Here is a 20254-nt window from a genome sequence, read left to right as displayed (position 1 = left end):
AATATTCAATTGAAAGAAAGCCCATTCCCACCCGATAGCTATGTTAAATACATTTAAGAATTTAATAATTAAAAGTAATCCATTTATTTAAATGAGCGTGACTTTACCATTTAATTTCTAAAATTCTATCTAGTTGATTAATATCTTTATAAATTGCGACTGCCTTATCTGGGTACATATCATTCACTATCTCTTTTAAAGTCTGACCTTGGTTATAACCAATTTCAAACACTACATGTGCGCCTGGTAATAACACCTTAGGTAAATCATTTAGAATCGATTGATAAATAGCATAACCTTGACTCTTTGCAAATAATGCTTGATGTGGTTCATAGTCTACGACTGTTTTAGCCATATCTTTGACTTCTTTGACATCAATGTATGGCGGATTTGATATCAGACCATTTACTTTAATATTTCGTTCTATCAATGGCTTTAACGCATTACCTTGAATGAAATCAATGTTCTCTCCGTGTTGTTCTGCGTTTAATCGTGCCACTTCTAATGCATCTTCATATAAATCGGTAGCTATTACGCTTAAAGTAGGCTTTAACTTTTTTAATGTGATGCCTAATACACCGCTGCCTGTCCCTATATCTGCTATTGCATCGCCTTCGTTACAAAGGTTTAAAAAATGTAACATTACTTCTTCAGTTTCAGGTCTAGGAATGAGACAACGATCAGATACTGTAAATCGGTATCCATAAAAAGATTGAAACCCTACAATATATTGAATAGGTTCTCCAGATAGCATTCTTTGTAAATTTAAACCAAGTTTAGCTTTATCAGCAACCGACATTTCATCATTCATATGAATAAGATAGTCTGTACGTGACCAATTAAATGTATCAAGTAATAACCACTCAGCTCGTGTTTGTTCATAGCCTTTCTCTTTTGGTAATGAAATAGCATTTGCTAAGTAATCTTTATAACTCACCATTGTTTAATTCTTTCAATTTATCTGTTTGTTCAGATAATGTTAGGGCATCGATAATCTCATCTAAATTACCTTCCATAATCTGACTCAGTTTCTGCAATGTTAAGCCAATTCTATGATCAGTTACACGACTTTGAGGATAGTTATACGTTCTAATTCTTTCTGAACGGTCACCTGTTCCTACTGCTGATTTACGTTGTGATGCATATTTTTGTTGTTCTTCTTGCAATTTCATATCATACAATCTTGCTTTTAATACTTTCATCGCTTTTTCACGGTTTTGTATTTGTGATTTTTCTGATGAAGTAGCAATGACACCTGTTGGTAAGTGAGTGATACGAACAGCTGAATCTGTTGTATTGACGTGCTGACCACCTGCACCACTAGAACGATACGTATCAATTTTTAAGTCTTCATTTCTAATTTCGATTTCTACATCTTCTACTTCTGGTAATACTGCGACTGTAGCTGTTGACGTGTGAATACGACCACCTGACTCTGTTTCAGGAACACGTTGAACACGATGCGCACCATTTTCAAATTTAAGTTTGCTGTATGCACCGTTACCGGATACTGAGAAACTGATCTCTTTATAGCCACCATGGTCACTTTCTGATGCTTCAACAATTTCTGTTTTAAAGTTGTGCGCTTCAGCATACTTAGAGTACATTCTCATTAAATCTCCAGCAAAAATTGCTGCTTCATCACCACCAGCTGCAGCACGAATCTCAACGATAACATCTTTTTCATCATTTGGATCTTTAGGAATAAGTAATAATTTTAATTGTTCTTCCATTTCAGGAAGTTCATTTTTTAAACTTGAGCTTTCTTCTTTTAACATTTCAATTTCTTCTTTATCAGAAGTCTCATTTAGCATTTCTTCGATATCTGCTAACTCTTCTTTTTTACTTTTATAACTTCTATAGACATCTACAGTTTTTTGCAATTCTGCCTGTTCTTTTGAATATTTACGTAATTTATCTGAATCGTTCACGACATCTGGGTCGCTTAACATTTCATTTAATTGTTCATATCTTTCCTCTACAATTTCTAATTGATCAAACACTACATTTCCTCCTTCTCATTTTCACTTGGCGCTACAATATGATGCGCTCTACATCTTGGTTCATAACTTTCATTAGCACCTACTAAAATAATTGGATCATCTGCTTTAGCGGGTTGACCATCTATAAGTCTTTGAGTTCGACTTGAAGGCCCTCCACATACCGCACATACAGCTTGCAATTTTGTAACATGCTCACTTAATGCCAATAATTCAGGCATTGGCTCGAACGGTTCGCCTTTAAAGTCCATATCTAATCCAGCCACAATGACTCGATGACCTTGATCAGCAAGTTGTTGTATGATACTTACAATATTTTCATCAAAAAATTGAACTTCATCTATACCGATAACATCTGCATGAGATATGTCATGATTTAAAATTTCTCTAGCTGTTGAAATATTTATAGCTTCAATTGCATTGCCATTATGTGAAACTACCTTTTCTTTATGATAGCGATCATCAATTGCTGGTTTAAAAACAATAACTTTCTGTTTAGCGTAAATTCCCCGTCTAAGTCGACGTATAAGTTCTTCTGATTTACCACTAAACATACTTCCGGTAATACATTCAATCCATCCGGAATGATAAGTTTCATACATTAAGCGTTCCACCCTTTTTCAAAACATAATCGCTTAATTATATCATATTTTAAAATATCATAAATGCTATTTTTGCAATCTATTCTATTATACAATAATAACTCGAAAAAGTTAGCTACAGTAATATTCTATAACTTACTCATTTCTTTATTACTCTTATGTTGAATAGCAAGTCATCTCTAAATATAACTATAATAAAAAAACTGCCTACATAACCATTGATATGGTGTAGACAGTCTAAACTTAAAATTAGTTGTTGTTTGATTTGAGACCAAACTTTTTGTTGAAGCGTTCCACACGACCATCCGCAGCAGCGAATTTTTGACGTCCTGTATAGAAAGGATGTGAATCAGAAGAAATGTCTAAACGAATAACTGGGTATTCATTTCCATCTTCCCACTCCATAGTTTCTGATGATGTTTTAGTAGAACCACTTAAGAATTTAAAGTTTGTAGTAGTATCTAAAAAGATAACTTTATGATACTCAGGATGAATTCCTTGTTTCATTGTTTTCAGCTCCTTTGCCCTGAACCATCTGGAACAGAGTTATTTGTGAGTTTTTACCCAATACTTGGTAATTATAATAGTAATTAATGTAAAACGCAACCCTTTGTAAAATTAAATAATAGGTTTACCTGTTTTTGTGCTTTCTTCTGCTGATTTTTGTAGTTGTTCAAAGAAATCTTTATTATTTTTTGAACGTTTTAACTTACGAATAAATCTCTCTGTAAAATCCATAGAATCCGTGAATAGATTACGAAGTTGCCATAATGTATCTAACTCTGCCTTGCTAATTAACAGTTCTTCTTTACGTGTAGAACTTCGACCAATGTCTATAGCTGGGAAGATACGTCGTTCAGATAGTTTACGATCTAAGTGAAGCTCCATATTACCTGTACCTTTGAATTCTTCATAAATCATATCGTCCATTCTTGAGCCTGTATCTACTAAAGCTGTAGCTAAGATAGTTAAACTACCACCCGCTTCTATATTTCGGGCTGCACCGAAAAAGGCTTTTGGTTTATGCAGAGATGCTGGATCAAGACCACCAGAAAGCGTACGGCCACTTGGTGGAATGACTAAGTTATAAGCTCGAGCTAATCGAGTAATTGAGTCCATTAATATAATGACATCTTCCCCTATTTCTACAAGGCGTTTAGCTCTCTCTAATAATAATTCTGCAACTTTCACGTGATGTTGTGGTGGTTCATCAAACGTTGAATGTACAACTTCAGCTGATTCAACTGAACGTTCTATATCAGTTACTTCTTCAGGTCTCTCACCAACTAACAAGACAAATAATTTGGCTTCTGGTTTATTGGTAATAATTGCATTAGCAATTTCTTTAAGTAATGATGTTTTACCCGCTTTAGGTGGCGCAACAATGAGCCCACGTTGTCCTAAACCAATAGGAGTTACTAAATCCATGATTCGTGTTGAATAATTTTTTGGTTCAGTTTCAAGTAAAATTCGTTCTTCTGGATACAAAGGCGTCAACGCTTGGAAGTGAGGACGTTTTTTTACTTCTTCAGCATTTTGATCGTTAACAAAGTCCACTTGTAGTAATCCATAGTATTTCTCATTATCTTTAGGTTTACGAACTTTACCTGTTACTTTATCGCCTCTTTTAATTTCAAATCGACGAATTTGACTTGCTGAAATATAGATGTCTTTTTCACCCTTAGAATAATTAACAGTTCTTAAGAAACCATAACCATCGGGTTGGATATCATCTAAAATACCCTCCATATAATAATTGCCATCTTTCTCCATTTGAGCTTCCATGATAGCTAATACAAGTTCTTTCTTATTCAATTTACTATAATTAGTTAATTTTAAAGATTTAGCTTTCTGAGTGAGTTCTTTAGTAGTGTTGTTTTTGTATAGTTCGTGGAAAGATTCATATTGAGGAGAAGTTCGTTCTCGTTCAGGCATAGACTTGCACCCATTTCCTTATTTTTTATGTTAAAAAGATTGTGATGGAACATAGATGGCTTTTAATTAGCATTTACTAAAAAAAAGCCTTTTGAAGTGCTTATCACGACTTTGTTCATCATAACCTTCTAAATACTAGAATAACTATAGCAAACTTTTAATTTAAATACAAAACGAATTTTGTATTTAACATATTTAAAACAATGCACGTTACGTCATAACGTAACGTGCATTCACAAAAATTTGATTCATAATATTTTTTAATTATTTGAAATAACCTGCAATTGATTTTACTTCTAAGAATTCTTCAATTCCGTAGTCGCCCCATTCACGACCTAATCCAGATTGTTTATATCCACCAAATGGTAAATCTGGTTTACGTCCAGCTTCATTAATTTCAACTGTTCCTGCTTCAATAGAACGTGCCACTTTGTGTAATGTGTCTTTATCATTACCAATAACATAACCAGCTAGACCATATTTCGTATCATTCGCTATTTTAATTGCTTCGTCTACATCATTATAAGTGATCACTGACATAACAGGACCAAAAATTTCTTCTTGAGCAATAGTCATATGATTATCAACGTTAATGAAAATAGTAGGACGAGCAAAATATCCTTTTTCTAAACCTTCAGGTTTACCAGGACCTCCGTAAAATAATTCTGCACCTTCTTCAATACCTTTATCAATATATGATTGAACTTGGTCAAATTGTTTTTTACTAATAATCGGTCCAACTTGTGTACCTTCTTCTCTAGGATCACCGACTTTGACTGAACTAAATTGTGCTTTCACAGCTTTTAAGAAGTCTTCTTTAATACTATTTGGTACTAATACACGTGTACCTGCAGTACATACTTGTCCTGTATTATTAACAACTTTACCTGTTGTCGCTTTAGCCGCTTCTTCAATATCAACATCATCTAAAACGATATAAGGTGACTTACCACCAAGTTCTAATGATACTTTTTTGAAGTCTTTAGCTGCTTTTTCCATAATTTTTGAACCAGTAGGACCTGAGCCTGTAAATGACATCATTCTAACTTTAGGATGTTCACTTAACGGATTACCTACACCTTCACCGTCACCATTAACAAGGTTAAATACGCCTTTAGGCACGCCTACTTTATCAAAAATTTCAGCTAAGATAACAGCAGCGAACGGTGTTTCTTCTGATGGTTTTAAGACAACAGCGCTTCCTGCTGCAAATGCTGCAGCTAATTTAAGTGATGTTTGATTAGTTGGGAAATTCCAAGGTGTAACTAAACCTGCTACGCCGATAGCTTCTTTCACAACTAAATCATCACCACGTTGTTCTTCAAATTCAAAACTGTCTAATGCATCTCTCGCTGCAGTAAAATGATTAAGTCCCATTTGATAATGTACTTTTTCAGAAACTGATAACGGCGCACCAAGTTCATCAGTAATCGCTTGTACAATATCTTCTTTTCTATTTTCATATTCTTTAACGATTTTATCTAGTAAATCTCTTCTATATTCAACCGTACTATGACGGAAATCTAAATATACATTATCTGCAGCTTCAACTGCTTTATTAACATCTTCTTCATTACCTTTAGCCACTGAACCAATGACCTCTTCAGTTGCAGGGTTAATTACTTCTATTGTTTCTCCACTAGCACTATCAACCCATTCACCATTAATATATTGTTTAGTGAAATGTCTCATCAAACTTCACTCCTTAGATTTGTTATACAACTATTCTAACCATTTTGTTACAAAGTTAAACATACCTGCTCATTGATTCAATTGCACTTAATCATTTTAAAATTTAAAATTTATGAAATAACAATCGAATTCACTCAATCTGTAAAATGGCATAGAAAAAGAGCGAAGCAATACATGATTGCCTCACTCTTACAATACATCTTCTTATTAAAATTAATCATAAGGATGTTGTCGTAATCTAGAAATTAAACAATTCTAAGTACAACTGTCTGAATTATTTTACAGGTTCTGCTTCTGATTCTAGATTAATATTATTTTGTGCCCATTCTTCAATTGGTTTTAAAGCGTCAGCTAATGAACTACCTTTTTCTGTCAATTCATAAATAATGGTTACTGGACTAGTGGAAACGATTCTTTTTTCAACTAATCCCCAGTCTCCTAATTCAGTCAGTTTAATACTTAGTGCACGAGGCGTGATTGTTTTCAAGTCTCTTTTCAAATCGGAAAAATGTGCAGATTGGTCTTCGCATCTAGATAAATAGTTGATGATTAAACCGTTCCAACTGCGTCCTAATATTTTAAAAGTTTCTTCTAAATAAGGACATACTTCCATAAATCTCACCTCTCACTCATATATCTTAATACTAATGCACTAAAATCTGTGCTTATAATTTTAAGTATATTTATTATACCACATTTTTTAAACTGTTTCAGTCCAAATTTCTGCACCGAGCGCTTTTAAATGTTCAACAATTTGAGTATACCCACGATAAATGTGTTTAACGTTGTATATAGTTGTAACGCCTTCCGCGATTAAACCAGCTACTATCAAGCATGCACCTGCTCTTAAATCACTCGCATAAACTTCAGCCCCATTAAGAGTGGATGGTTTAATCGTTGCTGTGCCATTATCTTTATTAATGTTAGCACCCATTTGTTGTAGTTCTTCAACATGCTTGAATCTTTCAGGATAAATTGTATCTGTAACAAATGATGGACCATTTGCCATAAATAATAATGGTGTAATCGGTTGTTGTAGGTCTGTTGCAAATCCTGGATATACCAGTGTTTTAATATCAACACTATGATACGGTTCGCTCTTTCTAATAATAGCTTTTTCATCGTTTAATTCGATATCGACACCTAATTCTTTTAATTTAGCTGTCAATGCTTCAACATGTCTTGGCACTATATTATTAATGACAACTTCTTCTCCCGCAGCTGCCGCCATACACATGTATGAGCCTGCTTCAATACGGTCAGGTATAACTTGATACTCTGTACCGTGTAATGTATCTACGCCATTAATTTTAATTGTCGTTGTACCGGCACCTTTAATTTGTGCTCCCATACTAATTAAAAAATTAGCCACATCTACAACTTCAGGTTCTTTTGCTGCATTTTCAATAACAGTTTGTCCTTCTGCATGTACCGCAGCTAACATAATATTAATTGTAGCACCAACACTCACCATATCTAAAAAGATATTAGCTCCTTTTAATTGTTTAGCTTCAATTTTCATTGACGTGTCACTAGATTCATCGATTTCTGCACCTAATGCCTTAAAACCTTTAATATGTTGATCGATTGGACGTGGCCCTAATGGGCAACCACCTGGAAGCCCAATGACACACTTTTTAAATCTTCCTAGCATTGCTCCCATCATATAATATGAGGCTCTTAAAGATTCAACTTTATTATTGGGTAATGGTGCATTTTCAATTTCAGTTGTATAAACATCTAATTTAGTACCGTCTAATTTTGTTTTAATATTTAAATCTTCTAATAAGCTAACAAGTGTTTCTACATCAGAGATTTGTGGTAACCCATCTAAATTCACTTGTCCATGGGCTAATAAAGTAGCAGGAATGATTGCTACAGCACTATTTTTAGCACCACTAATATTCACTTCTCCTTTAAGTGTCTTTCCACCTCTAATTTTGATTACCTCTTGAGCCATATCTTTTTCTCCTTTGTTTCCTTCATTTGTTAAAAATTTACATTATTAGCATTATAAAATAATTTTACTTTGTTTGTAAAATAGTTCATGAATACATAGTTGGTTCAACATTATGTTATATCATGTTCATCAAAAGTTACGAATTTAAAGTTTGTTTCCTCCGCATTAAATTGTTCTGATTTTCATATGCCAACAATACTATATTTTTATTTAGTATGCTTAAAACTTATGCAATTTTATAAATTTCGTAATCATTATAGCATAAAAATAAGCCATTAAACCTAGGTTTAATGGCTTATTAAAAGATATTTAATTATTTAGCACGGTTAGAAGTACCGAATTCTTTAATTTTACCTTTAACTGTTGCTTTAATTGCTTCACGAGCAGGTCCTAAATATTTACGTGGATCGTAAACTTCAGAATCTTTGTTTAATACATCGCGAACAGCTTTAGCTGAAGCAATTTGGTTTTCAGTGTTAACATTAATTTTAGCAGTACCATAAGGAATTGCTTTTTGGATGTCTTTAGTTGGGATACCAGTACCACCATGTAATACTAATGGTAAACCAGTTGAAGCACCAATTTCTTCCATTTCTTTGAAACCTAATTTTGGTTCACCTTTGTAAGGACCATGTACTGAACCTAATGCAGGTGCTAATGTATCGATACCAGTTTTTTCAACTAGTTCTTGACATTCCTTAGGATCTGCATAGATGACACCGTCAGCTACTACATCGTCTTCTTGACCACCAACTGTACCTAACTCAGCTTCTACTGAAACGCCTCTTTCGTGAGCATATTCAACCACTTTAGAAGTGATTTCAACATTTTCTTCAAAAGGACTGTGAGAAGCGTCAATCATTACTGAAGTGAATCCAGCATCAATTGCTTCTTTACATTTTTCAAAGCTTGAACCATGGTCTAAGTGGATAGCTACTGGTATTGTAATGTTTAAGTCATGCATTAAACCTTCAACCATTTTAACTACTGTATAGAATCCGCTCATGTAACGAGCAGCTCCTTCAGAAACACCTAAAATAACTGGTGCATTCTCTTCTTGTGAAGCTTCTAAAATAGCTTGTGTAAATTCTAAGTTATTTAAGTTGTATTGACCAACCGCATAACCATTTTCTTTTGCATCGATTAACATTTCTTTCATTGAAACTAAAGGCATTATAGTTCCTCCTTGAGTGCTTGAGCACGTATTTTTTCAAACTCATTATAACAAAATTACAACTTAAATGCATTCGAATAGATGATTTAAAATTTACAATTTTCACAATCCTTACCACTACTCGATTTGAAAACGTATCCAATTATAATTAGTTATAATCATTGCAATCAATTATGGCTTTATTTACAATATTTTAATGAATAGAATGGAGGTAGAATATGTCAAAAATACTCAATACGCAATTAATAGGTATCTTCGATAGAATTGAAAAACAAGCTTTAGATGTACAAATGGGGGCACAATGTTTAATACAAGCCATTGGTGGCGAAGGCCATGTTTATATTAAAGGATATGACGATTTGAAATTTTATGAAGAATTCATCCTACATAGTCATGAAAAGTTAAAATCAAGCTTACCTTTAACAGATTTAAACAGCTTTGAAGAATTAGATACAACAGACCGCGTATTTTTATTTTCACCTACATACAATGAAGACGTCGAACGTGACGTAAATAAACTAATAGAGACTGATATCGACTTTGTTCTTGTATGTAATCACCCTAAACGAGATGATTTTCCTGAACATTTAATGCATTTTATCAATCTATCAACGCCAAGACCTATCGTATACACTGAAGATTACGATAAGATTGTACAACCTCACCCTATTGCTTTTAACTATATCTATTATGATATTTATACTCAAATGGTTGAAATTACACGTGATTTAGAATTATAAAATAACAAAGCCTATGGGTATGAACTAATTCATATCCATAGGCTTTATTAATATTATTGTTGTTGATGTTTTAAAGCTGCTTCAACAAAAGCTTTAAAAATGGGTTGTGGTCTATTTGGTCTAGATAAAAATTCTGGATGGAATTGACATGCAATAAAGAAATCTTTTTCTGGAATCTCTACCATTTCAATTAATCTTCCATCTGGACTTGTTCCAGAGAATACCATTCCATTAGCTTCTAATTGCTCTCTATAATCATTGTTGAATTCATATCTATGACGATGTCTTTCTTCAATATTATTTTCATTATAAATAGAATGTGCTAAAGTACCTTCTTTAATTGTACAAGGATATAATCCTAATCTTAAAGTACCACCTAAATCTTCAATATCTTTTTGTTCAGGTAATAAGTCAATAATTGGATGTGGTGTACTAGGATCTAATTCAGCTGAATGTGCACCTTCTAATCCTAAGACATTACGTGCAAATTCTACTGTAGCGAGTTGCATGCCTAAACAAATACCAAAGTATGGCACATTATTTTCGCGCGCATATTTAATGGCTGAAATTTTACCTTCGCTGGCACGGAAACCAAATCCACCCGGCACTAGAATACCATCTACATCAGAAAGGTAACTTGCAACATTTTCATCCGTTACTAAACTTGAATCTATCCATTTAACTACAACATCTTTTTTGAATGGATAACCTGCATGTTTAAGTGATTCTACCACAGATAAATATGCATCTTGTAGGCTTACATATTTACCAACTAAACCAATTGTAATTTTGCCATCTAAACTATTGACAGTGTCTAGTAAATGTTGCCATTCATCTAATTGTGTTTCATATTTAGCGTTTAATTGTAGTCGTTTGATTACTATGTCGTCCATTTCTTGTTTACTTAATTGTAGTGGGATTTCATATAATGAGTCAGCATCGCGACATTCGATAACACTTTCTTTATTAATATCACAGAATAATGCGATTTTATCTTTTAAATCTTGTGTCATTTCATATTCAGTACGAACAACAATTAGGTCTGGTTGGATACCTAATCCACGTAATTCTTTAACGCTATGTTGTGTTGGTTTAGTTTTCATTTCGCCTGCTGCTTTGATATATGGTAATAGTGTACAGTGAACATACATTACATTTTCTCTACCTAAGTCACTTCTAATTTGTCGAATTGCTTCTAAGAATGGTAAAGACTCAATATCCCCTGTTGTACCACCAATTTCAGTAATAACAACATCAGCATTAGTACTTTCACCAGCTAATAACAAGCGCTCTTTAATTTCATTAGTGATGTGTGGAATAACTTGTACTGTTCCACCTAAATAATCACCACGACGCTCTTTTTTCAAGACGTGTGAGTATACTTTACCTGCAGTTACGTTTGAATACTTATTTAAATTGATATCGATAAAACGTTCATAGTGTCCTAAATCTAAATCCGTTTCAGCCCCATCATCAGTTACAAAAACTTCACCATGTTGATAAGGACTCATTGTTCCTGGATCGACATTTAAATACGGATCAAATTTTTGAATCGTAACTTCAAGACCTCTATCTTTTAATAATCTTCCTAAAGAAGCAGCAGTAATCCCTTTACCTAATGATGAAACTACGCCACCTGTTACAAATATAAACTTTGTCATGATTTGACCTCCTGAATTTTATTAGAGTTTGCATATTATTTGCTTAAAATCAAAAGCATTTACTATAAATTAAGTATGTATTTAATTTGAAAGGAACAATGTGTTTAATACATTCACATATACTTTTCTATTTACATGTCACAGTGTATTTGATAGTTACTTTGAAATAATATTCATTCTACAACATTAAACATTACATTGGAATCTTATTTTATTAAAATAAAAAAACGCTCCCTCTCACATATTTGTAAGGGGAGCGTATAACATTTATACACGTGTCCTATTTAAAGGAGCCCAAATAAAATTCTATCATTTTTAAACTAAAAGTCAATTAGAAATTTAGCTTTGATATTCTTCTTCCTCTTCTTCATCATCAAAGTCATCATCTTCATCTTCATCTTCTTCGTCGATAACGATATCAGTTTCATTAATTTCATCTTCGACTTGTTCATCTTCAGGATCATTTAATGTTTCTTGATCATCGGTAACTGCTGGAATATCATCATCGTCATCCGCTTCATCTTCACCTAATAATTTAAGGTTTTTATCCTCTTCGTCATCGTCATCAAGAATATCAAATTTTTGAATAGTTGGTGCAATTTTTTCTTCAATATCATCTACAGAATACCAATCGCGAATTCCCCATTGGTTTTCACCGATATTTAAAAAGCGACCATCAGTATTTAAATCTGTATAGAATTGAACAACACGATTTTCAATTTCATCGTATTCATAATTACCTAAGGCTTTGAATTCATCAATAATATCGTATAAATTCATTGTTTCGCCTTTTTCATTTAGAAGTGTGTAAGCCATATCGATAAATGATTTTTCATCTACCATTTCTTTAGTGTAATCTTTAATTTTCATTATAAAATACTTCCTTTCAAAGGATTTTTATCTTAAACTAGTAGGTCAAATTTCGTTAATTAATAGTAACAAAAATAAATTATAAATGACAATGGGCGTTTACGCAATCTCTGTTAATAATTTATATATTTTTCAAATAGAATGTAATCCTCTGCTTGTTCTACTTCAACAAAGTTACTATTAATACACAGTGGACTTAATTCGTTATTTTCTCCATACAAAGTAATAGATAACACCTTAATATTATCAAAGTTCTTACGTATATAAGTTGGTAATTGTCTTAATGCACTTTCAGCTATACCTTCATTTCGATGCGTTTTATTAACTTCAATTCCAGAAATACGCATTCTATCATCAATCTGTTCAATACCAATAAAACCTACTTTTTCTCCATCCTTGAGTAAGTTAATTAAATGAATATTAGCTTCTTCTGAAGATTCGTTCTCAACGAGTTTCAAGGAAGACACATGTTTAGAATCTAAATCTAAATAATACAATCTTTCTTTACCAATTGGTCCTTCTTCTTTAGTAGCTGTATGCATAAAACCTGCACGTTCATACACGTTCCAAGCTGCTTGATTCTCAGCATCAACAACTAAAAATAGATGATTAAAGTCCGGGAACAATGCTTGTACATATTGAGGTAAATACATCATCATTTTAGTACCATAACCATGTCCTTGGTATCGTTCATTAACTGACAATGATCGTACATAAACGACATTTTCAGGCGTATCATACCCTTCATGTTGATAATATTGATGTAATACAAAGAACCCCACAACTTCTCCATCTTTATTCTTCGCAATATTAGCAACACGATTGTCATCATTAAGTGCTTCTTCTAAAACTGTTTTAGGTAATGAAGAATAGATTTGCTGTCTCTCACTTAGTTCAAAATTTAATATATCCGTACGATATTTTTCTTCAAAGACTTGAATCGTTATATCTTCAAATTGCTTTTTTATATTCATAAGTTAATCCCCTTATCTTTAATTACTCACTTATTATATATTACTTTACCCTATTGTAATACGAATTCTCATATAATTTAAAATATCTACCAAATAAAATGTATACAAAGTCCTATTTTAGAATTGTAATTTAATTGCATTGTTTTATGAGTTCATTTTTTAAATAAAATAAACTCTTGTATTTCGCTTAATTTATTATACTATTATGGGTGATGGATTTTTGATTTGAGGTGAATGTGGAAATGAAAATAGGAATCGATGCTGGTGGAACTTTAATTAAAATCGTTCAAGAATTCGAAAATAAACGTAAATATCACACCGAACTAACCATTAATATTGATAAAGTGATTCAGTGGTTAAACCAAATTGAATTCGAGAGTTTAAGTTTGACTGGTGGTCAAGCAAGTATTATAGCTGAGCAACTATCAAAACCAACTCAAAATTTTGTTGAATTTGATGCTGCTTCAAAAGGACTAGGTATTTTACTTAAAGAACAAGGTCATGATATTAATCAATATATTTTTGCCAATGTAGGTACAGGTACTTCACTTCATTATTTTGATGGTCAACAACAACAACGTGTTGGAGGTATAGGTACTGGTGGCGGTATGATTCAAGGTCTTGGTTATTTATTAAGCCAAATTTCAGATTATAAACAATTAACAGATTTGGCCCAAAAAGGTGATAGAGATACGATTGATTTAAAAGTCAAACATATTTATAAAGATTGTGAACCCCCTATTCCTGGTGATTTAACAGCCGCAAACTTTGGTAATGTTTTACATCATATGAATGAAGACTTTTCATTAGAGAATAAATTAGCCTCTGTTGTGGGTGTTGTGGGAGAAGTTATTACAACGATGTCTATTACAGTTGCTCATGAGCATCAAACTGATAATGTTGTTTACATCGGTTCATCATTTAACAATAATCCGTTATTACGTAAAGTAATCGAAGATTATACTGTATTAAGAGGATTCAATCCATTTTACATTGAACATGGCGCCTTTTCTGGTGCAATAGGTGCGATACATCTGAATGACAATCATTAAACTAAAAGGGAGGTCGAGACAAAAACTGTATGTCTCAACCTCCCTTTTAAATATTAAAATGTTGTTTCGTTAGATAATTTTTGTGCTGATACTATTGTTCCGATGACACCTGGTTTTAAATCTATTCCAACACCTTTATCGTCATCACGTAATTTATCTAACCACTCACCAAACACACTGGTCTCAATTTCAATTAAATCACATTCTTCAAAGTCTTCCTCTTGAACTTTTTGAGCTCTTTTCTTTAAGCTCCAAACTGGCATAATTTGTGGTTTATCTTCTCTTCCATCATCTATTAAAATAAAGTTTTTTTCGTTCTTATTAGTTAGTCCATACACATGATCATATTTCGCTACATCTCTAACAAATTCTTTCACTCTAATTTTATCTAATTCTGACATCAATTCTCGAGTGACATCATATATATTGACAAGTTTACCTGTATTATCGTTTGTCGTATCAATCATTACTTTATCCGTTTCATCAAATAATTCATCTAAGTCATATGCGACAAAGCGATCTAAATCTAATTGTATTAATTTATCATAATTGATTTCGTTATCATTTAAATATTGCTTCGCAGTGTCTGCATCTGTCCATACAGCTACATAGGACTGTTCATTTTTCATTAAACGTACTATTTTTTTATTTTTTGAAGCAAAATAAATATATTCATTTATTAACATTTCTTTGAAAAACGATTCCTCTTTGTAAGACATTTTACACCCTCGATTCATAGATATTCTTTTATTCCTTACTTAAAATATTAAAATACTCATTAATGTTAGTCAATACGATAAGAATCGTATACCTAACACTCACTTTTTTCATTATTCCTTAAAAAAACTCTTAAAAATTAAGCTTATCACTTAAATTTTAAGAGTTATTACAATATCATTTAATTTTTTAATTCTTCTAAAAATGCTTTCTCCAATTGTTGAATCGATGCTTTGTCTTTGCCATGCCATATACATCCAAATCTAGAACCTACTTTATTCTTACCATACCAATCACCATCATAATATGATAAAGGATATAGAACACCTTTTTTCACATATTTTAAGATGGCATTGAAGAAATGGTCATTATCTCCATCTGAGAAATAACTGTAGAATTTATGATATCCGTTTGTTAATTCATCAGATAATAGTAGCATACTCGTTGAACCATTTTGTCTAAAGTTTAAATCAATGGCGTATACGTCATGATGTTCATCTAACAATAAATCAAATCCAGCAACACCAAAGAAACCTAACCCTACACCAATTGACATAATTTCACGACCTGCGTCTATGACATGTTGTGGCACATCTTCTACATTTTCATTACCGTTATAGAAACCATAATCATTTGTTAATTGTCGCGCGGTACCTAAGTATTGAATACCAATGTCTTCGGAATAAGCAAATTGAACGCAATAGTTTTGTACGGCTTCAATTTTTTGTTCAATAATTAATTGATCAGTTGCTTCTGTTGCTTCTTCAATACGTTTTTGAGCTTCGGCTAGATCATGATCATTGTAACAAATCATCACACCATATCCTCCAGCAGTTGGTAAATCATCCCCCGGCTTAATGACAAAAGGATATTGCCAATTCTGTATCGCATCTTTGAAAGACTCAATAGGTACAATCTCTCTCTTTGGAAGATATTTACCATTCGTCCATTCTGGGATTCTTGCTTTATTGTTAAGCGCAACAAACACATCTTTATTTAATGCATAGTATGACTTCTCTAATACATCGTCGTCATGAATATATTGGAAGTATAATTTTTTATTATTTTCATATGCCAATTTTTTTATTAAAGATTCATAAGTTTGTTGATCTCTAAACTGATAAATATGAGGCGGGATTTGTTTACCCACCTCTTTAAATAGGGTCTCTAATTTAGAAGTTACACTCGCTTCATGTACAATAACTGGAAACTGATTGGCAATTAATAACTCTCGGCCAGTTAAAAAATTAGATTGATGTTCATCAGGCTTTAACCATGGATTAGATATATATGAAGGCCTAGATGTATAAACAACATCATCATTATATAAATCGCTTAATGTTAATTTGGGACTATATACGTTTTCACTCATGATTTCACATGTCCTTTCATATGATGATGTTCTTCAACTATTTCATCGAATAATGTTTGATTTTTAATTATTTCTAATCCCATTAAGGCCATAATTTTTGCGCCTTTGATGAGTGCTTGATCACCTTGTAAACTAGCTGCTGCTTCTCTAAACCGGTGTGTGTGCCCTACTAAATTTCTTGATCCAATTTTAATGTGCGGATGAATTGTAGGTACAACATGACTAACATTACCTGTATCAGTTGAACCATAACCGAAGTCATCATCAATGACTGCTTCACCCATTTCAATGGCATATTTTTCGAATAAATCGTCCAATTTTGGTGATTTGATTAACTCATTGACACCATTTTGAATTGGACCAAATTCATAATCACAACCTGTTTGAATTGCGGCACCCCTTGCAATTTGTTTTACTTTTTCTGTTAAAACATCTAATTCTTTTCTTGACGTGGCTCTTGTGTAAAACCGAGCATGTGTAAAATCAGGTATAATATTGGCTGCTTTACCACCATCTAATATGACACCATGGACACGTTGACTCTTTTTAATGTGTTGTCTTAGTTGCGCTACACCATTAAAATATGAAATCATAGCATCTAATGCGTTTCTAGCTTCATCCGCATTCTCAGAAGCATGTGCACTTTTCCCATAAAATTTAACATCTAATACATCAACCGCTAATGTATTTATCGTTTTGTATGTTTCATTGCCTGGATGTACCATTAATGCAATATCTATTTCATCAATAATACCTGCTTTTACATAAGATGCTTTAGCACTTCCATTTTCTCCGCCTTCTTCTGCAGGACATCCGAGTACCACAACTGAACCGCCGATATCGTCAATGACTTGTTTTAAAGCAATGCCACCTAACGTGCTTGCCGTACCGATAATATTATGTCCACATGCATGACCTAGTCCCGGTAAGGAATCATATTCTGCTAAAAAGCCAATAGCTGGACCTTCTTTATTCGATTCATATCTAGCTATAAATCCTGTAGCATGTCCAACAATATCTGTTTCGATTTCAAATCCATTCGCTTTCAAACTATCGATCAATGTTCTTGAAGCGAAGATTTCTTCATTACCAAGCTCTGGTCTTTCGTGTATTCGGTGACTCATCTCTACATAATCATATTTATTATTTTCAATATAATCTAAAATATCTTGTTTCTCACTCATATTACCTAGCTCCCATTCTACAAACGCACTATAATGACCACATCTATCATTTAATTATTACTTATTCTATCGGATTTAGATTTAAATGTCATTACATTTATTTATATTTACACAATTTTCTCACTATTCAAACTTGTATTTTAGTATAAGATACTGTTACCTCGAAATTGTAAAAACAAAACAGTATTGTTACAATTTAGTTATTAATAAATTGTTGTTTCGTATATTTGAGGAGGAAAATATAATGCCCAAAATGAACGTAGAAAGTTTTAATTTAGATCATACAAAAGTGGTTGCACCATTTATTCGATTAGCAGGCACAATGGAAGGACTAAATGGCGACAAAATTCACAAATATGATATTCGTTTTAAACAACCTAACAAAGAACATATGGAAATGCCTGGTTTACATTCACTAGAGCATTTAATGGCGGAAAACATCAGAAATCATACAGATAAAGTAGTAGATTTAAGCCCAATGGGATGTCAAACAGGATTTTATGTTTCATTTATCAACCATGATGATTATGAAGATGTATTAGATATTGTTGAAAAAACTCTCCATGATGTGTTAAACACAACAGAAGTCCCTGCATGTAATGAAGTACAATGTGGTTGGGCTGCTAGTCATTCATTAGAAGGTGCCAAAGAAATCGCACAAGCGTTCTTAGATAAACGTAATCAATGGCACGACATTTATGGCAATGCTAAATAGCAATATATATGTATAAAATAAGCCAGGATGTTAGCTTCATTGCTAACATCCTGGCTTATTTAATCTTATAATTTTTTAACTAAACCAATCAGTACAAATTGTAATGGTAAACGTAACCATAATGCCCATGCCGGCACTTCTTTATCACCAAGTGGTAATTTTTTTCTCGCCATATAAACATTTGCAGGTAAAACTGCTAATAAGAATAAATTTATTCCTTTTTTCAACCAACTTGCTGGGCGTTTAATAAGTAAAGCAATACCAAAGAATATTTCAAATACGCCAGTTACAAGTACTGCTGTTTTTTGTAATGGTAAATAGTCAGGCACAATGTTTCTAAACTGTCTTTCTCTCGTAAAATGTAATACACCTGCTGTTCCAAAACTAATACCTAATAGCCATCTTAGAAATTTCATTCGTGTTCCACTCCCATTTCTTTTAAATAACTTTTTCCAAATTCGGGCATTTCTACGTTGAAATTATCTGCAATTGTTGCACCTATTGAACTAAATGTTGTATCTCCAGGCAATTCATGATACTGCTTGATTTTAGGACTAAACATTAGTACAGGTATATACTCTCTAGTATGGTCGGTACCTTCAGCTGTTGGGTCATTACCATGATCTGCTGTAATAATGACTAAATCATCTTCATTTAAATTGTCGATCAGCTCTGGTATTCGATTATCAAAGTCTTTGATTGCTTGTGCATATCCTGGTTTATCACGACGATGACCATAAAGAGCATCAAAATCAACTAAATTGAGAAAACTTAATCCATTGAAATCTTTTTTTACAACATTAATTAATTGATCCATGCCATCCATATTGCTTTTAGTTCGAATAGCTTCAGTTACACCTTCACCATCATAGATATCATTAATCTTTCCGATTGCAATAACATCATAGTTATTATCTTTCAATTCATTCATAACTGTTTTACCAAACGGCTTTAATGCATAGTCATGACGATTAGATGTACGTGTGAAGTTACCAGGTTCACCAACATATGGTCGAGCAATAATTCTACCAATTAAATACTTAGGATCTTTGGTTAGTTCTCTGACTTTCTCACATATATCATATAGTTCTTCTAAAGGTATCACATCTTCATGAGCAGCAATTTGAAGTACCGGGTCAGCACTTGTGTATACAATCAAATCACCGGTTTTCATTTGATGTTCGCCCCACTCATCAATAATTTGAGTACCAGATGCAGGACGGTTAGCAACAACCTTTCTACCTGTCATATTTTCAATTTCTTGGACTAATTCATCAGGAAAACCATCTGGGTATACTTTAAATGGTTGCATAATATTTAATCCCATTATTTCCCAGTGACCTGTCATTGTGTCTTTACCTACAGAAGCCTCACTTAATTTTGTATAAAAAGCTTGAGGTTCCTCGACACTTGAGATAACTGGTAATTGGTCGATATTACCTAATCCTAATCTTTCTAAATGAGGTAACGACTGATCAAAACCTTCAAGTGTATGCTTTAAAGTATGTGACCCTTCGTCATTAAATGCTGCGGCATCAGGGCCTTCGCCAATACCAACTGAGTCCATCACAATTAGATGCACACGTTTAAATGGTGTAGTCATATT

At 32.9% G+C, this 20254-nt stretch carries 20 protein-coding genes; 3 read left to right on the top strand and 17 right to left on the bottom strand.

Annotated features, from left to right (window positions below):
- Positions 1-103: 103 nt before the first annotated feature.
- The 9 genes from prmC to fdaB form a co-directional block, all read right to left on the bottom strand.
- Positions 104-940 (bottom strand): peptide chain release factor N(5)-glutamine methyltransferase, encoded by an 837-nt coding sequence (gene prmC, locus JX000_RS03675; RefSeq protein ID WP_206140896.1) that lies wholly within the window; start codon positions 938-940, stop codon positions 104-106.
- Entirely contained in the window at positions 927-2003 is a 1077-nt protein-coding gene (gene prfA, locus JX000_RS03670) for a peptide chain release factor 1 (RefSeq protein ID WP_049423703.1), read from the bottom strand. The genes prmC and prfA overlap by 14 nt, the downstream gene beginning before the upstream one ends.
- Positions 2003-2602 carry a thymidine kinase gene (locus JX000_RS03665; RefSeq protein WP_002451668.1) on the bottom strand — a complete coding sequence of 200 codons (600 nt, stop codon included), beginning with the start codon at positions 2600-2602 and terminating at the stop codon, positions 2003-2005. The genes prfA and JX000_RS03665 overlap by 1 nt, the downstream gene beginning before the upstream one ends.
- A gap of 249 nt (positions 2603-2851) precedes the next feature.
- Positions 2852-3109, bottom strand: a complete 258-nt coding sequence (locus JX000_RS03660; RefSeq protein WP_002451669.1) for a type B 50S ribosomal protein L31 — start codon at positions 3107-3109, stop codon at positions 2852-2854.
- Between the two features lie 111 nt (positions 3110-3220).
- A complete protein-coding gene (gene rho / locus JX000_RS03655) occupies positions 3221-4537 on the bottom strand; it encodes a transcription termination factor Rho (RefSeq protein ID WP_124227724.1) in 1317 nt (438 codons plus the stop codon).
- Between the two features lie 264 nt (positions 4538-4801).
- A complete protein-coding gene (locus JX000_RS03650; protein ID WP_002451671.1) occupies positions 4802-6229 on the bottom strand; it encodes an aldehyde dehydrogenase family protein in 1428 nt (475 codons plus the stop codon).
- A gap of 274 nt (positions 6230-6503) precedes the next feature.
- Positions 6504-6842, bottom strand: coding sequence for a winged helix-turn-helix transcriptional regulator (locus JX000_RS03645; protein WP_002451672.1), 339 nt, complete (start codon positions 6840-6842; stop codon positions 6504-6506).
- A gap of 87 nt (positions 6843-6929) precedes the next feature.
- Entirely contained in the window at positions 6930-8189 is a 1260-nt protein-coding gene (locus JX000_RS03640; RefSeq protein ID WP_124227726.1) for a UDP-N-acetylglucosamine 1-carboxyvinyltransferase, read from the bottom strand.
- 313 nt (positions 8190-8502) lie between these two features.
- Positions 8503-9363: a class IIb fructose-bisphosphate aldolase FdaB gene (fdaB, locus tag JX000_RS03635; protein ID WP_002451674.1), complete on the bottom strand. Its 861-nt coding sequence runs from the start codon at positions 9361-9363 to the stop codon at positions 8503-8505.
- 218 nt (positions 9364-9581) lie between these two features.
- On the opposite strand from fdaB, the gene JX000_RS03630 reads away from it, so the two are divergent.
- Positions 9582-10103 (top strand): DUF2529 domain-containing protein, encoded by a 522-nt coding sequence (locus tag JX000_RS03630; protein ID WP_206140895.1) that lies wholly within the window; start codon positions 9582-9584, stop codon positions 10101-10103.
- Between the two features lie 53 nt (positions 10104-10156).
- Here JX000_RS03630 and JX000_RS03625 read toward each other — a convergent pair whose 3' ends face one another.
- The 3 genes from JX000_RS03625 to JX000_RS03615 form a co-directional block, all read right to left on the bottom strand.
- Positions 10157-11764: a CTP synthase gene (locus tag JX000_RS03625; RefSeq protein WP_002451676.1), complete on the bottom strand. Its 1608-nt coding sequence runs from the start codon at positions 11762-11764 to the stop codon at positions 10157-10159.
- Between the two features lie 339 nt (positions 11765-12103).
- Positions 12104-12634, bottom strand: coding sequence for a DNA-directed RNA polymerase subunit delta (gene rpoE, locus JX000_RS03620; RefSeq protein WP_002451677.1), 531 nt, complete (start codon positions 12632-12634; stop codon positions 12104-12106).
- A gap of 113 nt (positions 12635-12747) precedes the next feature.
- Entirely contained in the window at positions 12748-13608 is an 861-nt protein-coding gene (locus JX000_RS03615; protein ID WP_002451678.1) for a GNAT family N-acetyltransferase, read from the bottom strand.
- A 242-nt stretch (positions 13609-13850) separates the two neighbouring features.
- On the opposite strand from JX000_RS03615, the gene coaW reads away from it, so the two are divergent.
- Positions 13851-14660: a type II pantothenate kinase gene (gene coaW, locus JX000_RS03610; RefSeq protein WP_002451679.1), complete on the top strand. Its 810-nt coding sequence runs from the start codon at positions 13851-13853 to the stop codon at positions 14658-14660.
- A gap of 53 nt (positions 14661-14713) precedes the next feature.
- On the opposite strand, the gene JX000_RS03605 is transcribed toward coaW, so the two are convergent.
- From JX000_RS03605 to JX000_RS03595, 3 genes are all read right to left on the bottom strand, one after another.
- Positions 14714-15379 (bottom strand): DUF2750 domain-containing protein, encoded by a 666-nt coding sequence (locus JX000_RS03605; protein ID WP_107532703.1) that lies wholly within the window; start codon positions 15377-15379, stop codon positions 14714-14716.
- Positions 15380-15558: 179 nt separating this feature from the next.
- On the bottom strand, positions 15559-16749 hold the full coding sequence (gene ldmS / locus JX000_RS03600; protein ID WP_124227727.1) for an L-aspartate--L-methionine ligase LdmS: 1191 nt from the start codon (positions 16747-16749) through the stop codon (positions 15559-15561).
- Entirely contained in the window at positions 16746-17933 is a 1188-nt protein-coding gene (locus JX000_RS03595; RefSeq protein WP_002451682.1) for a M20 family metallopeptidase, read from the bottom strand. Before JX000_RS03595 ends, ldmS begins: the two co-directional genes overlap by 4 nt.
- Before the next feature lie 244 nt (positions 17934-18177).
- Between JX000_RS03595 and JX000_RS03590 the strand changes: the two genes are divergently transcribed.
- The gene (locus JX000_RS03590; RefSeq protein ID WP_124227729.1) at positions 18178-18648 is read left to right on the top strand and encodes an S-ribosylhomocysteine lyase; all 471 of its coding nucleotides are present in this window, start codon (positions 18178-18180) and stop codon (positions 18646-18648) included.
- A gap of 65 nt (positions 18649-18713) precedes the next feature.
- On the opposite strand, the gene JX000_RS03585 is transcribed toward JX000_RS03590, so the two are convergent.
- Complete coding sequence (locus tag JX000_RS03585; protein ID WP_023373368.1) at positions 18714-19064, bottom strand: DoxX family protein; 351 nt, start codon at positions 19062-19064, stop codon at positions 18714-18716.
- Positions 19061-20251, bottom strand: coding sequence for a phosphopentomutase (gene deoB, locus JX000_RS03580; protein WP_206140894.1), 1191 nt, complete (start codon positions 20249-20251; stop codon positions 19061-19063). Before deoB ends, JX000_RS03585 begins: the two co-directional genes overlap by 4 nt.
- Between the last annotated feature and the right edge of the window lie 3 nt (positions 20252-20254).

Source organism: Staphylococcus sp. SB1-57 (assembly GCF_017086425.1).
Lineage (GTDB): Bacteria > Bacillota > Bacilli > Staphylococcales > Staphylococcaceae > Staphylococcus > Staphylococcus warneri_A.
Note: the sequence above shows the minus strand (reverse complement) of the source record. Positions and strands in the feature narration are given on the sequence as shown.

Bases quoted from the DNA above. Each gene is read 5' to 3' on its own strand.
- prmC (WP_206140896.1), bottom strand. From the start codon at position 940: ATGGTGAGTTATAAAGATTACTTAGCAAATGCTATTTCATTACCAAAA.
- JX000_RS03665 (WP_002451668.1), bottom strand. From the start codon at position 2,602: ATGTATGAAACTTATCATTCCGGATGGATTGAATGTATTACCGGAAGT.
- JX000_RS03660 (WP_002451669.1), bottom strand. From the start codon at position 3,109: ATGAAACAAGGAATTCATCCTGAGTATCATAAAGTTATCTTTTTAGAT.
- rho (WP_124227724.1), bottom strand. From the start codon at position 4,537: ATGCCTGAACGAGAACGAACTTCTCCTCAATATGAATCTTTCCACGAA.
- JX000_RS03650 (WP_002451671.1), bottom strand. From the start codon at position 6,229: ATGAGACATTTCACTAAACAATATATTAATGGTGAATGGGTTGATAGT.
- JX000_RS03645 (WP_002451672.1), bottom strand. From the start codon at position 6,842: ATGGAAGTATGTCCTTATTTAGAAGAAACTTTTAAAATATTAGGACGC.
- JX000_RS03640 (WP_124227726.1), bottom strand. From the start codon at position 8,189: ATGGCTCAAGAGGTAATCAAAATTAGAGGTGGAAAGACACTTAAAGGA.
- fdaB (WP_002451674.1), bottom strand. From the start codon at position 9,363: ATGCCTTTAGTTTCAATGAAAGAAATGTTAATCGATGCAAAAGAAAAT.
- JX000_RS03630 (WP_206140895.1), top strand. From the start codon at position 9,582: ATGTCAAAAATACTCAATACGCAATTAATAGGTATCTTCGATAGAATT.
- JX000_RS03625 (WP_002451676.1), bottom strand. From the start codon at position 11,764: ATGACAAAGTTTATATTTGTAACAGGTGGCGTAGTTTCATCATTAGGT.
- rpoE (WP_002451677.1), bottom strand. From the start codon at position 12,634: ATGAAAATTAAAGATTACACTAAAGAAATGGTAGATGAAAAATCATTT.
- JX000_RS03615 (WP_002451678.1), bottom strand. From the start codon at position 13,608: ATGAATATAAAAAAGCAATTTGAAGATATAACGATTCAAGTCTTTGAA.
- coaW (WP_002451679.1), top strand. From the start codon at position 13,851: ATGAAAATAGGAATCGATGCTGGTGGAACTTTAATTAAAATCGTTCAA.
- JX000_RS03605 (WP_107532703.1), bottom strand. From the start codon at position 15,379: ATGTCTTACAAAGAGGAATCGTTTTTCAAAGAAATGTTAATAAATGAA.
- ldmS (WP_124227727.1), bottom strand. From the start codon at position 16,749: ATGAGTGAAAACGTATATAGTCCCAAATTAACATTAAGCGATTTATAT.
- JX000_RS03595 (WP_002451682.1), bottom strand. From the start codon at position 17,933: ATGAGTGAGAAACAAGATATTTTAGATTATATTGAAAATAATAAATAT.
- JX000_RS03590 (WP_124227729.1), top strand. From the start codon at position 18,178: ATGCCCAAAATGAACGTAGAAAGTTTTAATTTAGATCATACAAAAGTG.
- JX000_RS03585 (WP_023373368.1), bottom strand. From the start codon at position 19,064: ATGAAATTTCTAAGATGGCTATTAGGTATTAGTTTTGGAACAGCAGGT.
- deoB (WP_206140894.1), bottom strand. From the start codon at position 20,251: ATGACTACACCATTTAAACGTGTGCATCTAATTGTGATGGACTCAGTT.